The following is a 12,743-nucleotide window of genomic DNA, read 5'->3' as shown; positions in this document are numbered from 1 at the left end:
GCCGTCGTGCTTGGCGCGATACAGCGCGGCATCCGCGTTCGCAAGCAGGGAAACGGAATTGTCGGCGTCTCTCGGATACAGCGCGATGCCGACGCAGAGATCGATCTTCAGCGCATGGCCGTCGACCTCGATCGGGTGCTCGAACTGAGCCCGCATCCTGGTGGCGAGCAGCTCTGCCGTTGCCGGCAGCGGCGACCGGTCGATGATGCCGATGAACTCGTCGCCGCCGACGCGCGCCACGTAGGATCCTTGCGCGGCGTCCTGCAGGCGCCGTGAGGCCTCGCAAAGCACGGCGTCGCCGACGGCATGGCCGAAGCGGTCGTTGATCGCCTTGAAGTGATCGAGATCGATGCAGAGCACGGCGAAGGGGCTGTCGGTGATCTCCGCGCGTTCGATCGCCGCGCCGAGATGCTGGTCCAGAGCGGCCCTGTTGGGCAGTTCCGTCAGCGCATCGTGACACGCGAGATAGCTCACCCTCTGCTGCGCCCGATTGCGCTCCGTCACGTCGAAGGCGACGCAGACATGGGCGGACTGTCCCTCATAGGCGAGCGGCCGGGATTCGATCACGACCTCGATCGCCTCGCCGCCGGCGGTCCTGTGCAATTCGCAGTCGCGCTCGGCGCCGGCTTGCTGCTCGCCATAGGCGAGCTGATGCTCGGACAGCGCAAGGAGATCCTGGCGGGAATAGCCGTAATGCCGGCACATCGCACCATTCACGGCGATGAGCCGGCGCGTCTTCGCATCGACCACCCACATCGGAAGCGGGTTCTCTTCGAAGAGCAGGCGGAAAGAGGCTTCCGCCTCCGCGAGTGCTCTTTCGGTGCGATGGCGCTCCGTGATGTCCTCGTGGGTCGCGACCCAGCCCTTCCCCTCCATCGGGCGATGCCGGATCCGCACGATCCGTCCGTTGGTCAATTCCACGGTCGTATCCGAGTTCGCAGCGATCACCGGATCGCTGTTGCGCCAGGCCAGATAGTCCTGCTTCGACATCTTCGGTGCGCTGCCGGCCGAATAGCGGAGATCGACGATGTCGTTCAGCTTCATGCCCGGCCGGACCAGTTTCGGATCGAGATCGTAGACCTCGAGATATTGCCGGTTGCAGACGATCAGGCGCTGGTCGTCGTCGAAGAAGCAGAGGCCCTGAGACATGTTGTTGAGCGCCCTGTCGAAGCGCTCCGCGAACGCGGTCGCAATCTGCTCTGCGGCCCGGGCGCGGTCACCCTCTTCGGACAGCCGTCCGTGCGTCTCGACCAGATTCACGAAGGAGCGGAAATTGGTGTTGATCATTCGGGCGAGCAGGACGAGCAGCGCCAGCAGATTGATTCCGACCGAGACCAGCATCCCGTCGCCGGAGAGCAGCAGCAGCGTCGCGATCGGTGCACCCGCGATCAGCATCGTCAGCCGGGACGACGGCGGGAAGCTGCCGAGGCAGTAAGCCGTTCCGACGCAGCCCATGAAGAGCAGCAGGGAGACCGACACGCGCAGGCCGGGATCGACCACCATGAACAGCGCGAGGATCCAGATCACGAAGCTGGAGCTGAGCACCATGGTGGCGAGACGAACCTTTGCGAGCTCCCGGTACGCTTCCTCGGCGGTGAAATCGGCCTTCTTCAGCCGGAGCCACTGGGCCAGCCGAAACAGACAGGCCGCCAGCAGAGCGGCTGGCAAGGCAAATCGCAGCCATGCCGAGACCGTGTCCGGAAGCAGCAGCCCTACGCTGATGCTGTTGACCAGAAGCGCGGCATAAAGCACCGGCACCTGCTCGCGGAGCACGCGGAACTGCTCGACGAGCAGCGAACGGCCAAGCGGATCGGTCGTATCACCGATCGCGAAAGCGTCACCAAGCCGCGTGAAGAAACCCATCGAGATTGTCCCAGCCACGTCAAAGGCTAGGACAGAGAGGCGAAGGACCCGTAAAGGCACTTGGTGTCTCCGGCCTTAACGCGGCGATCGCGAATCCGAAGAAGCCAGTCGCGTCAACGAGTTCCGCGCGCGGCGCGGGGGCTTCGTCGGTTCCACTCAATCCTCGACCCGGTACAGCCGCCACCGCGCCGGAACGCCCTTGAGTTGGTGCACGCCGTGGTCCCTGAAGCGGATCTCGGATCGCGCCATCAGGTCCTTGACCGCGCTCGAGACCAGGACCTCGCCGGCGCGCGCCTTGGCGGCGACGCGCGTGCCGATGTGGAAGGCAAGACCGACCATCTCGCCCCCGCTCACGCTATACTCGCCCGCATGCAGCCCGACCCTGATGTCGAGCCCCAGCGTGCGCACGGCCTTCTGGATCGCGGTCGCGCAACGGATGCCGGATGCCGGCGCCTTGAATGTCGCCAGCACGCCGTCGCCGGTCGTCACCACTTCCTTGCCGCGCGTGCTCTTCAACTCCTTGCGGACCGCCGCGTAATAGTGGCCCATGATTTTCGTCCACCGCGCATCGCCGAGCTTCGCGGCCTTTTCGGTGGAGCGGACGATATCGACGATCAGGATGGTGGCGAGCGCCTGCTTGAGCTCGGCGCTGCGCGCGGCCGACGGGCGCCGGGCCGCGATCGGTCCGGCCAGCGGTTCATAGCGATGACTGCGGCGCCGGGCGATCGCGGCCTTGGCATAGTCCTGGGCGCGCTGCACCGTGCCGCAGCGAACCGTCTTCTCCTGCGGCAGGCGCGTCCAATAGACCCTTCGCCCGTCGCCGGCGCCATGGACCTCGACGGCGCCCCACTTCAGGAAGACCACCGAGCCAGCGCGCCGGACGCACCACGCCTTCGACGTGTATCCCGACACGTTCGACTGAAGGACTCCGATGCGCAGGAATTTTGGCATGTAGGTGCAGCTGATCGTAGGTCCTTGGGACTGGCCGAGGGCGAAGCGTAGTTGCACATTTCAGCGTTGGCAACAGACCAACTGCCGTGCGCCCTCCCCGAGCAACGGCTCGCAGTCGACCTGGACCTCGTCGATCATCCTCTCCGCGTCGGCGCAATCGTCAGACGGATTCCGATCGCGGTCAGTGCCACCCCCGCGACGAGAGAAGCATTGATCGGCTCCTTCAGCACCCATGCGGAAATCAGTAGCCCCACGCTCGGTGTCGCCAACAGCGCCATCGACATGGTGCTAGCGGCAAAGCGACGGCCGGCCTCGACCACGGCCCAATAGGCGAACGCGGTTGCGATCGGTGCTACGTAGAGGAGCGTGGCCGCGCCAAGCGGCGATATTGTTGGCGGGGCTCCCTCGACAGAGATCGCGATGGGAAGGAGCAGGATTGCCGCGATGAGCATTTGCCAAGGGGCAAGGCTCAACGCCGAAGAGGTGAAGCGACGCCCCCGTACGGTCACGATGGTGATGGCCCACGCCGTTGCGGCGCCCATCAGCATCGCGTAGGCCAGGGTTTGCCTGCCGAGGACGGCAAAGGACGGCGAGGCGATAACGGCAGTTCCTGCACATCCGACCAACACGCCCGCCACCGCCTTCGGCCCCAGATCTTCACCCAGCCGCCAGGCCGCAAGCGGCGCGACCACGATAGGTGTGGCAAAGGCCAGCACGGACGCGCGCCCCGGCGGCAGGATCGTCAGGGCGAGACCGGTGAGCGCCGAATACGCCGCCATTTGAAGCGCGCCCGAAATGACGACGAAGGGGACATCAGCGGGCGGCGGCAACGCAAGCTCACCTCGCGCAACCAGCACTGCGAACAGGATGAGCGCCGCGATCGCATAACGCAGAAAGCCATACCAGATCGGTGGAATCTGTCCGACACCAATCTTGATGGCCGGCCAACTGACGGCCCAAATCAACACCAGGGACAGCAGTAACAGCCAGTCGCGCGGCTTTGGGGCGACGGCACGGATTGCTGCGGCGGTCGGCGATCTAGAATTTTTCACTGGACGGCCGCAGGTCGAGCTCATGGGTCCACGCGCTGCGGGCCTGCCGGTGCAACTGATAATAGCTCTGTGCGATCGCCGCAGGCTGAAGCAGGGTCTCCGAGGAATCGTCCTCCTGCGCGATCATGCCGTCGAGGATGACGTGGGCCACATGAATGCTCTTTGGGCCCAGCTCGCGAGCCATTGCCTGTGCCAGCCCGCGCAGGGCGAATTTCGGAGAGGCAAACGCCGCAAATCCGGCGCCGCCGCGGACCGATCCGGTTGCACCGGAGAAAATGATCGTTCCGCCTCCGCTCTCCAACATGGACGTCGCCGCGGCACGCCCGACCAAGAACCCGGCAAAGCACCCCGTGCGCCACGCCTGCTCGAACAAAGCCTCGGAAATGTCGAGGATTCCTCCGCGATCCCATATGCCGACGTTGAACACGACAAGGGCTGGCGGTCCAAGTTCGCCCCGCACGCGTTCGAACACCAATTTGACCTGCTCAGCGTCCGTGGCATCGCAAGAGTAACGGCGAACCAGATCGCGTTGGGGCTCGCCCGCACCGCCACTGCGCGAGACCGCAGCCACGCGCATGCCCTCATCCGCAAAGCGCGCAACGAGCGCGTTGCCCAACCCGGCACCCGCGCCAACAACAATGGCGATCTCATTTGTGGTCATGTGCGGGTCTCCTGATTTCAGTCGGCGTCACGCCTTGGATTTCACGTAACGGACGAAGCCGATGACGTCCTCGGCGACGAGCCGTCCGATCGCGCCGCTGGAATAGACGGCCGTGATCACCCTTCCCATTGGGTCGAGAACAAAGCCGGTGGATTGCAGATAGCGCGGGCTTTCGTTGACATAGGCTCCGGTCACCGCAGCGATCCTATCGACATCGGCGCGATAGCCGACCGCAAAGTTCAGCCGATGCTTTTCGACTAGCGTCGCTGCGTCGATCTTGTCGTCGACGGACATGGCAATGACTTTGATTGCGAGCTCGTCGAGCTTCTCCTTCGCGCGCGCAAAGGCCGAAAGCTGCGCATTGCAATAGGGGCACCACGACCCGCGGTACATCAGAACCACGCCGTAGTGGCCTGACAGGTGGGGCGCGACCGAAACGGCGCCGTCGGCGACCGTATCGAGCGTCAGAACCGGAAAGGCATCGCCATTGTTGAGACGGGACATTCTTGTCTTCTCGAAAAAGTGGACTATTTAGTCCAATTACTTGCCAGCCCATTTGCTGTCAAGTACGGTGAAAGCCATGAACGAAAACGTGACTGCAATGCCCAAGACGGCACGGGGCGCGGCAACACGCGCGCGCATCGTCGATGCGGCAACCGCGCTCGTGCGCAAGCGAGGCGTCGCAAGCACGACGATCGATGCGGTGATCGAGGCCAGCAAGGCCAGCAAATCGCAGGTCTATCACTACTTCGCCGACAAGGATGAGCTCGTGCTGGCGGTGATCCAGCGGCAGGCTGAGTGCGTGCTGGGAACTCACGAGGGCCTGTTGCAAAAGCTTAATTCCCTCACCGGGCTTCGCCGCTGGCGCGACGCGGTGGTCGAGCTGACGGACCGAACCAATTGCGCAGGCGGTTGCCCGCTCGGCTCGTTGGCGGCCGAACTCTCGGAGACGCCGCGCACGCGCGCAGCGCTGGCGGAGAGCTTTGCGCGCTGGGCTGGCTATTTCGAAGCGGCATTCGCGAGAATGCAGACGCGGGCCGGGAAGAAGCCGACCGGCGATCTGAAGGCGCTTTCAGAGGCGATGCTCGCCAGCCTGCAAGGAGGACTTCTGCTCGCACAAACCTTGCGCTCGACAAGGCCTCTGGAGTTGGCGCTGGATATGGCGATCGAGCATGTCGCCGCGCGCCTCGAGCTTTAGCAATGACCGCTTCAGCCCTGATAGGCAAACAGCTCGATCGGATCGCTGAAGCCGCGCACCTCGTGCTGACCGACGTGCTCCAGCTCGAACTTCGGCTGCACCAGCTCCGCAAAGTCGCGTGACAGCAGCACCGTTCGTCCCAACTTCTTGGTGAGGGCTTCGAGCCGGGAGGCCATGTTGACGGCCGGGCCGATCACGGTGAAGTCGAGCCGGCTGCTCGATCCGATATTGCCGTACATGACGTCGCCGACATGGACGCCGATGCCGTAATTCAGCGGCGCGCGGCTGGTCGTCTTGTTCCGCTCGTTCAGGGCGGCCATGGCCTGCCGGGCCTCGGTCACGGCATGCAGCAGGTTGGCGCAGGCATTGGGCTGGCTCAGCGGGAAGATGGCGAGCAGGCCGTCGCCGATGAATTTCAGGATCTCGCCGCCGTGCCGCGCGATCGGCTCCGACATCGCGTCGAAATAGTCGTTGAGCAGATCGATGACGTCGTCGCGCGGCCAGTTGTCGGAAATCTTCGTGAAATCCCTGAGGTCGCAGATCATGATCGCAGCGCGCACCGTCGTGCCGGTGCCGCGCCGGGTCGCCCCGGCCAGGATGAGCTCGCCGGCATGGGAGCCGACATAGGTCTCGAGCAGCGTCCGCGCCAGGCGATTCTTGACGCGGATCTCGCTGACCAGCGCCAGCACCGGCAACACGTTCTTGAGGGCGGCGACATGCGCATCGTCGAAACCGCCGGGCCGATCGGTCGCGAAGGTGACGAGATGCCGCTTGCCGAGCGTGTGATGCAGCGGCCAGGCCACGTAGTCGGTCAGGCCTTTCGCGCGCATCTCGTCATAGAGCGCATGCTTGCGGCCGAGCGACGGATCACGTTCGAGATTCTCGCGCACTTCGGCCGCCCCCTCGAATATCTCGTGGGCGGCGCTGCCGATATATTCGGAGCGCTGCTGCACATCGAAGTCGACCCGCGAAATCTCGGCCTCGCGCTTGCCGTCGGACCACATGATGCGGGCCCCCAGCCATTGCGGGTGCTGGATGCGGACATGGAGCGTCGACCGCGCGAGCGGAATGCCGGCCTGTTGGAGGCGGATGCACATCTCGGCAAAAATGTTGTCGATGAAGCGCTCGTCGCGCGTGCCGTTGGTCAGCCAGCCAATGACGCCGTCGGACAATGTGGCGGGGGGATTGTGGTCTGGCGCGGTCATATCCTGCCCGTTCATATCGTGTCTTGCGCGTCTTGCGCGGCGGTCTGCATCAGGACAGATATCGTGCTCCGGCTTCGCCGCGTCAACCTAGCCATTTGCATGGATTATGCGCATCGGATGGCCGGGGCCATCGCCGGCTAGCCGATGAGCCGAATCGATCCCAGCACCGCCAGCCCTGACACAAACGCGAGCTTCGACGCCGCGGTGAGCTCCACTTTCAGCGTGTCTTCATGCGAAAGCGAGAACTCCTCGTCATTGAGGCGGACGCGGCAATCGCCGCGCGCGGCGTAAACCAGATGTGTGCCGGCGACAAGCTGCCGCGTGCCGGGCTCGCGAAGCGCCACGAGTTCGATCTCCGCCGCGCCGCGCCGGGCCATCAGGTTGACGACCTCGACCGGCCCCTCTTCGAGCGCGGTTACGATCTCCATCTCGCCGGTGAAGCGCACGGTCGTAAAAGGTTCACGCTCGTCGAACTCCTGCGTGGGCGACTTCAGCACCAGCCCACGCCCGTTGACGACCATCTGGAGCCGGTCGATGCCGGGCATATGGGAGAACGGGCCGGGCGCCACGATCGGCGTGGAGGCAAGGCGCCAGAGCAGGCTGCTCCAATCCTTCGCCACCGCGTCAGCGCGCCAGGCACCCGCAATGTCGGTGAAGATGCCGCCGCCGTTCTTCCAGGGCGAGCGGGTGTAGTCTTTCGGTCTCAGCAACGTGATCTTCATGTCTGTTCGGGAATCTCAGGTGGGCCGTGTTATCCAGCCCATCATGCGCGCGATCGAGCGACTTTGCCAACTGCTTCGCAGGCGCCATGGGATGCCGGCCGATACCGACGCTGCTATTTCGACGTCAGTGTCGCCACCGCCCGCCAGGCGACGTCCGGCGCAGCCGATATGAGCTGCCGGCAGCGCTCGCGCATCAGCTCGGCGGGGCGATCGTGGCCGCGCCGCTTCAACACGGCTTCGAAATCTGCGAGCGCCTGGGCAAAGTGCCGTGTGCGATAGGCAGCAAGGCCACGCTCGTAATCCGCGATCCAGCCGATTGCCGCGCCGTCGATGGCGCCCTCGTTCACCATCCCGATCAGTTCGTGGACGGAGAGTCCCTCCTCCCGTCCGTAGACCGCGATGCTGTCGACCTCGCGCGTGATGACGGCGCCGCGCGCCAGACGTTCGGTCGTCTCGCCGATCAGGATCTGCGTGCCGTAGGATTTGTTGGCGCCTTCGAGCCGGCTTGCGACGTTCACGGCATCGCCGATCACGGTGTAGTTCAGCCGCAGCTCCGAGCCGATATTGCCGACCAGCATGCGGCCCGAATTGATGCCGATGCGGATCTGGAGCGGCTGGCCGAGATCGTCGGCGAGGCCGGACTCCTCCATCGCCCTGCGGCAGGCGAGCGCCGCGCGGCAGCAGCGCGCGGCGTGATCGTCCTGCGACTGCGGCGCGCCCCAGAACGCCATCACGGCGTCGCCGATGAACTTGTCGATGGTGCCGCCATTGGCAACGATGATCTCCGAGGTGACGTCGAGATAGCGCGACAGCAGCGGCACCACGCGGTCGCCCAGCCGCTCGGACAGGCCGGTGAAGCCGGCAATGTCGATGAACATCACGCTGAGCTCCTGGACGCTGCCGCCGGGCCTCGCCTCGACGCCCTGGCGCAGCAGGTCGCGCACCAGATCGGCCGGAATAAACTTGCGGAAGGCGGACAAGCCGGACGCCATCTCGGCGATCGCACCGGACAGGCTCGCGATCTCCTTCAGCCTGGAGGGATGGCGACGGACCTGCTCCAGCGCGAAGGCTTCGACGTGGCGGAGCTCGCCGACGACGCGCGACAGCGGCGCAGCAATGACGGACCGCGCCAGCATCGCCGAGGCCAGCGCCGCGAGCACGGCGCCGACGGCGAGGCCGAGGATCAGGCGCCGCAGCGTCGTCTCGACCGGCCCGAGAAATTCGGCCTCCGGGATCACGGTCGCGAGCGACCAGCCCGCAAACGGCAGCGGTGTCAGCGCAACCTCATAGGCTGCGCCGCCGGACGTCAGCCGGCTTCGCCAGGCCTCCTTGCGGCCGGCCTCCCCCGCCTTGTCGAGCGCCAGCCGCGCCAGCGGCAGCAGCGTCGTGTCGCCACGCGCCGGATGGAGCTCGTCGGCCTCCTTGTCCGGCGCCGCGATCAATTCGCCGCTGTCATCGACGATGAAGGCGGTCCCGGTGCGCCCGACCTCGAGCTGCGAGAGAAAACGGGCAAGCCTGGTGTATTCGATGATGACGGCCAGAACGCCTTGCCGCTCCTGATAGACGTCGATCGGGCCGGCAAAGGCTATCGACGGCCGCTCGCCGGTCGCGTGGTCCATCACCCTGAACCATTGCGGATCGTTCGCGTCGAGTCCGGCCTTGAACCAGGCCTGATCGGCGACATGGAATGAGGTCGGCTCGAAGCGGCGATTGGCGAATTCGATGTCGCCGGGCACCACATCATATTCATCGACGCGGCGCTGGCCGGGATGATCGGTCAGCGAGATCTCCATCATCTCCAGGCGGCGATCGCCGAGCTTGTGCGCGGCGAAGAAGGAGCCGTCGGGCCAGCCGAAGGCGACCCAGGAGATCGTCGCCTGCGACTGCAATTGCGAGAGAAACACGAACTCGCGCTTGTCGGCCTCGCGGGTGTCGAGCACGTTCTGCAGGAACAGCGTGCGGATCGCGGTGTGCGCGGCGCGCGCCTCGTCGACGATGGCCGACACCTCCTTGCGCACCGCCGCCACGATCTGCTCGTTGATGGTCGAGGCGAGCTGCCGGCTGGTCGCCTCCGCCGTGCGCCACCAGAGCAGGCTGGAGAGCGCGGCCGTCAGCAGGATCGCAGCCAGGACCAGCGCGGACACCGCGAGGCGGATGCTGACCGTCAGCCTTGCGATCGCACGAAGCCGTCGTTCGGGATCAAGGTTCATCGCCCTCTTCGCCTGCCGGTCCACGCGAGCCACTGACATTGCTCTACGCCGCCGGCGCTCGCCCGTTACGTCTGGCAGGAAACGGGGCGGCGCCGCCAATGCCCGGTGGCTACCGTGTCGATAGACCCCAGGCATTGGCTTTGGGCGGACGATTGCCCGCTAATGCCAGCCCAAGCGCACCGGCGGTGCGCCCGATCCAATCGGTCTCACGGGTTCGTGAGCGGCCTGCGGTAACGCCGGCTGCGCGCGCAGCGAAGGAGACCATACGCGCATCGCCTGCCAGGCGATGCCATCTCGAACAGGAGAATCCCGATGTCTGCCAAACACGTCGTCACCTCGCTCGTCCTCGCCGGCGCCGTCTCGACCGCGCTCGCGACCCTCGCTGCAGCCGGCCCGCTGACCAAGGCCGAGGCCGAGGCCGCCGTCGCCGCCAAGAAGGAGAAGTGCTTCGGCGTCGCGCTGAAGGGCCAGAACGATTGCGCGGCGGGACCGGGCACGACCTGCCAGGGCACTTCGACGGTCGACTTCCAGGGCAACGCCTGGAAATTCGTGCAGGGCGGCACCTGCACCAGCATCGACCTGCCGGGCGGCAAGAAGGGCTCGCTCAAGCCGGTCTAACAGCCGGCGCGACCTCGCCGGCAAGGATGAACGGAGCAGCACGATGAGCACGGTGATCAACCCCGCCCGACGAGCAGCCATGCCGCTCCGCTATCCGACGCCCATCGGCGGCGTTGCCGGGACGAGCTTCAAGCCCGAGCATCTCTCCGATATCCTCGAGGCCGGACCTCGGCGTGGCTTCTTCGAAGTCCACGCCGAGAACTACATGGGCGACGGCGGCCCGCCGCATCGCGCGCTGGAGGCGATCCGCCGCGACCATGCGCTGTCGCTGCATGGCGTCTGCATGTCGATCGGCGGGCCGCGGCCACTCGACAAGGCGCATCTGGCGCGCTTCCGCGGCCTCGTCGCGCGTTATCAGCCGGCGCTGGTGTCCGAGCATCTGGCCTGGTCGACCCATGAGGCCAGCTTCTTCAACGATCTGTTGCCGCTGCCCTATACCGAAGCGACGCTGGCTTGCGTCTGCGACCACATCGACCAGGTGCAGGAGGCGATCCGTCGTCCGCTGCTGCTGGAAAACCCGTCGACCTACGTCGCCTTCCGCGAATCCTCGATGCGCGAGACCGAGTTCATTCGCGCCGTCGCCGAGCGCACCGGCTGCGGGCTGCTGCTCGACGTCAACAATGTGTTCGTCTCCGCCACCAATCACGGCAGTTCCGCGCTCGACTATCTCGCGGATTTCCCGCTGTCGCGCGTCGAGGAAATTCACCTTGCCGGCCATGCCGAGCAGGCCGACGACGAAGGCGATCTGCTGTTGATCGACAGCCATGACGGCCCGGTCGCGGACGCCGTCTGGAGGCTTTACGAACTGGTGATCGGTCGCCGCGGCGCGGTGCCGACGCTGATCGAATGGGACAGCAAGATTCCGGACTGGCCGGTGCTGCAGGCGGAAGCCCTTGCCGCACAGGCGATCCTTGATCGCCATCAGACCACAGCAATGGCAGGAGAGCGTCATGCAGCCTGAAGCCGGCTTGTCGTTCGCCGCTGCGTTCGCGCCGGCGCTGCTGGATCCGACGCGCAAGACGCCGGGGATCGTGACCGGACCAAACGGCAAGGCCGCCGGCCGGCGCTACGACGTCTACCGCAACAACGTCACCGTCAGCCTGATCGAGGCGCTGGCCGCGATCTATCCGGCGGTGCAGCGCATCACCGGCACCGACTTCTTCCGGGCCATGGCGCGCTTTCATGTGCGCAGCCATCCGCCGAGCTCGCCGCTGCTGTTCGAGTATGGCCGCAACTTTCCGGATTTCATCGAAGCCTATGAGCATGCCCAAGATATGCCCTGGCTCGCCGACGTCGCCCGCATCGAGCGGGCCTGGCTCGACGCCTATCATGCGCGCGACGCCGCGCCGCTGTCCCGGGCCCGGTTGTCCGCGATTGCCCCCGCGCATCTGGCGGATACCGTCTTCATCCCGCACCCGGCGATGCGGATCGTTCGTTCGCAATTCTCCGCGGTGACGATTTTCGCCGCCAATCGCGGCAGCACTCCTACCGCGCGCATCGATGCGTCCCGGCCGGAGGACGCATTGATCACGCGACCCGAATTCGACGTCGTGGTGCGGCACCTTCCGCCCGTCGGCGCCGTCTTTGCCGCTTGCCTCGCATCCGGCCAACCGCTCGGCGAAGCTGCCGCGACGGCACTGGATGCATCGCCCGACTTCGACATCGCCTCGAACATCACCGGCCTGATCGAAGCCGGTGCATTCACCTCTGCTGCTGGAGACGCATGATGATCACGGACCAACGCATGGCGAGCGGCGGCCTGCCGTCCCCCTGGCTGCTCATCGACCGGGCCAATCACCTGATCCAGACCCTTGCCACCCCCTCGCTCGTCCTGCTCGTGCTGCGCCTCGCGCTGGCGGTGCCGTTCTGGCGTTCCGGCATGCTCAAATGGGGCGGATTCCTCAGGCTCAACGACACCGCCGTGACGCTGTTCAGCGAGGAGTTCATGCTGCATCTGCCGGGCGGGCCTTATCACTTCCCCGCGCCGACGCTGATGGCGTTCCTGTCAGGCTGCGGCGAGATCATGTTTCCGATCCTGCTCGTGCTCGGGCTCGGCACACGATTCGCGGGGCTTGGACTTTTGTTCATGACCGTCATCGTCGAGCTCACGGTGCCCGACGGCTGGCCGATCCACCTCACCTGGGCCGCGATGGCACTGGCCCTCATGGCGTACGGACCCGGGAATGTCTCGCTCGATCATTTGCTCTGCCGCATTCGTAGCCCGGATGGAGCGCAGCGCAATCCGGGGCAGCTCGTGGGATGA

12 protein-coding genes and 1 pseudogene are annotated in these 12,743 nt (G+C 65.7%); 5 read left to right on the top strand and 8 right to left on the bottom strand.

Going from position 1 to position 12,743, the window contains the following annotated elements; all coding sequences use genetic code 11:
• Positions 1 to 45: 45 nt before the first annotated feature.
• From ML401_RS07295 to ML401_RS07275, 5 genes and pseudogenes are all read right to left on the bottom strand, one after another.
• A pseudogene (locus ML401_RS07295) lies at positions 46 to 1,149 on the bottom strand (diguanylate cyclase domain-containing protein); the annotation flags it as partial.
• Between the two features lie 870 nt (positions 1,150 to 2,019).
• Positions 2,020 to 2,814 carry an adenylate/guanylate cyclase domain-containing protein gene (locus tag ML401_RS07290; RefSeq protein WP_285811061.1) on the bottom strand — a complete coding sequence of 265 codons (795 nt, stop codon included), beginning with the start codon at positions 2,812 to 2,814 and terminating at the stop codon, positions 2,020 to 2,022.
• A gap of 134 nt (positions 2,815 to 2,948) precedes the next feature.
• Positions 2,949 to 3,890, bottom strand: a complete 942-nt coding sequence (locus tag ML401_RS07285; protein WP_211419663.1) for a DMT family transporter — start codon at positions 3,888 to 3,890, stop codon at positions 2,949 to 2,951.
• Positions 3,853 to 4,527, bottom strand: a complete 675-nt coding sequence (locus ML401_RS07280; protein ID WP_285811058.1) for an SDR family NAD(P)-dependent oxidoreductase — start codon at positions 4,525 to 4,527, stop codon at positions 3,853 to 3,855. The genes ML401_RS07285 and ML401_RS07280 overlap by 38 nt, the downstream gene beginning before the upstream one ends.
• Positions 4,528 to 4,554: 27 nt before the next feature.
• The gene (locus ML401_RS07275; protein ID WP_211419665.1) at positions 4,555 to 5,031 is read right to left on the bottom strand and encodes a redoxin domain-containing protein; all 477 of its coding nucleotides are present in this window, start codon (positions 5,029 to 5,031) and stop codon (positions 4,555 to 4,557) included.
• Between the two features lie 76 nt (positions 5,032 to 5,107).
• Here ML401_RS07275 and ML401_RS07270 point away from each other — a divergent pair, with 76 nt between their 5' ends.
• Positions 5,108 to 5,725 carry a TetR/AcrR family transcriptional regulator gene (locus ML401_RS07270; RefSeq protein ID WP_285811055.1) on the top strand — a complete coding sequence of 206 codons (618 nt, stop codon included), beginning with the start codon at positions 5,108 to 5,110 and terminating at the stop codon, positions 5,723 to 5,725.
• A gap of 11 nt (positions 5,726 to 5,736) precedes the next feature.
• Here ML401_RS07270 and ML401_RS07265 read toward each other — a convergent pair whose 3' ends face one another.
• The 3 genes from ML401_RS07265 to ML401_RS07255 form a co-directional block, all read right to left on the bottom strand.
• On the bottom strand, positions 5,737 to 6,930 hold the full coding sequence (locus tag ML401_RS07265) for an adenylate/guanylate cyclase domain-containing protein (RefSeq protein ID WP_285812638.1): 1,194 nt from the start codon (positions 6,928 to 6,930) through the stop codon (positions 5,737 to 5,739).
• Between the two features lie 137 nt (positions 6,931 to 7,067).
• The gene (locus ML401_RS07260; protein ID WP_259219081.1) at positions 7,068 to 7,652 is read right to left on the bottom strand and encodes a HutD family protein; all 585 of its coding nucleotides are present in this window, start codon (positions 7,650 to 7,652) and stop codon (positions 7,068 to 7,070) included.
• 113 nt (positions 7,653 to 7,765) lie between these two features.
• Complete coding sequence (locus tag ML401_RS07255) at positions 7,766 to 9,862, bottom strand: adenylate/guanylate cyclase domain-containing protein (protein WP_285811052.1); 2,097 nt, start codon at positions 9,860 to 9,862, stop codon at positions 7,766 to 7,768.
• A gap of 312 nt (positions 9,863 to 10,174) precedes the next feature.
• Between ML401_RS07255 and ML401_RS07250 the strand changes: the two genes are divergently transcribed.
• The 4 genes from ML401_RS07250 to ML401_RS07235 are packed head-to-tail and all read left to right on the top strand — an operon-like array spanning position 10,175 to position 12,743.
• The gene (locus tag ML401_RS07250) at positions 10,175 to 10,480 is read left to right on the top strand and encodes a DUF2282 domain-containing protein (RefSeq protein WP_194406340.1); all 306 of its coding nucleotides are present in this window, start codon (positions 10,175 to 10,177) and stop codon (positions 10,478 to 10,480) included.
• A 43-nt stretch (positions 10,481 to 10,523) separates the two neighbouring features.
• A complete protein-coding gene (locus ML401_RS07245; RefSeq protein WP_285811050.1) occupies positions 10,524 to 11,441 on the top strand; it encodes a DUF692 domain-containing protein in 918 nt (305 codons plus the stop codon).
• A complete protein-coding gene (locus ML401_RS07240) occupies positions 11,431 to 12,207 on the top strand; it encodes a DUF2063 domain-containing protein (protein WP_285811049.1) in 777 nt (258 codons plus the stop codon). The genes ML401_RS07245 and ML401_RS07240 overlap by 11 nt, the downstream gene beginning before the upstream one ends.
• Positions 12,207 to 12,743 carry a DoxX family protein gene (locus ML401_RS07235; RefSeq protein WP_194406337.1) on the top strand — a complete coding sequence of 179 codons (537 nt, stop codon included), beginning with the start codon at positions 12,207 to 12,209 and terminating at the stop codon, positions 12,741 to 12,743. Before ML401_RS07240 ends, ML401_RS07235 begins: the two co-directional genes overlap by 1 nt.

The organism is Bradyrhizobium sp. 62B, from assembly GCF_030272265.2.
In the GTDB taxonomy this organism is placed as follows: Bacteria; Pseudomonadota; Alphaproteobacteria; order Rhizobiales; family Xanthobacteraceae; genus Bradyrhizobium.
The sequence above is the reverse complement of the archived record's forward strand: the minus strand, read 5'-3'. Positions and strand labels throughout refer to the sequence as shown.

What these genes read in the sequence shown, in the direction of transcription:
- ML401_RS07290 (WP_285811061.1), bottom strand. Translation starts at nt 2,814, where the DNA reads ATGCCAAAATTCCTGCGCATCGGAGTCCTTCAGTCGAACGTGTCGGGA.
- ML401_RS07285 (WP_211419663.1), bottom strand. Translation starts at nt 3,890, where the DNA reads ATGAGCTCGACCTGCGGCCGTCCAGTGAAAAATTCTAGATCGCCGACC.
- ML401_RS07280 (WP_285811058.1), bottom strand. Translation starts at nt 4,527, where the DNA reads ATGACCACAAATGAGATCGCCATTGTTGTTGGCGCGGGTGCCGGGTTG.
- ML401_RS07275 (WP_211419665.1), bottom strand. Translation starts at nt 5,031, where the DNA reads ATGTCCCGTCTCAACAATGGCGATGCCTTTCCGGTTCTGACGCTCGAT.
- ML401_RS07270 (WP_285811055.1), top strand. Translation starts at nt 5,108, where the DNA reads ATGAACGAAAACGTGACTGCAATGCCCAAGACGGCACGGGGCGCGGCA.
- ML401_RS07265 (WP_285812638.1), bottom strand. Translation starts at nt 6,930, where the DNA reads ATGACCGCGCCAGACCACAATCCCCCCGCCACATTGTCCGACGGCGTC.
- ML401_RS07260 (WP_259219081.1), bottom strand. Translation starts at nt 7,652, where the DNA reads ATGAAGATCACGTTGCTGAGACCGAAAGACTACACCCGCTCGCCCTGG.
- ML401_RS07255 (WP_285811052.1), bottom strand. Translation starts at nt 9,862, where the DNA reads ATGAACCTTGATCCCGAACGACGGCTTCGTGCGATCGCAAGGCTGACG.
- ML401_RS07250 (WP_194406340.1), top strand. Translation starts at nt 10,175, where the DNA reads ATGTCTGCCAAACACGTCGTCACCTCGCTCGTCCTCGCCGGCGCCGTC.
- ML401_RS07245 (WP_285811050.1), top strand. Translation starts at nt 10,524, where the DNA reads ATGAGCACGGTGATCAACCCCGCCCGACGAGCAGCCATGCCGCTCCGC.
- ML401_RS07240 (WP_285811049.1), top strand. Translation starts at nt 11,431, where the DNA reads ATGCAGCCTGAAGCCGGCTTGTCGTTCGCCGCTGCGTTCGCGCCGGCG.
- ML401_RS07235 (WP_194406337.1), top strand. Translation starts at nt 12,207, where the DNA reads ATGATCACGGACCAACGCATGGCGAGCGGCGGCCTGCCGTCCCCCTGG.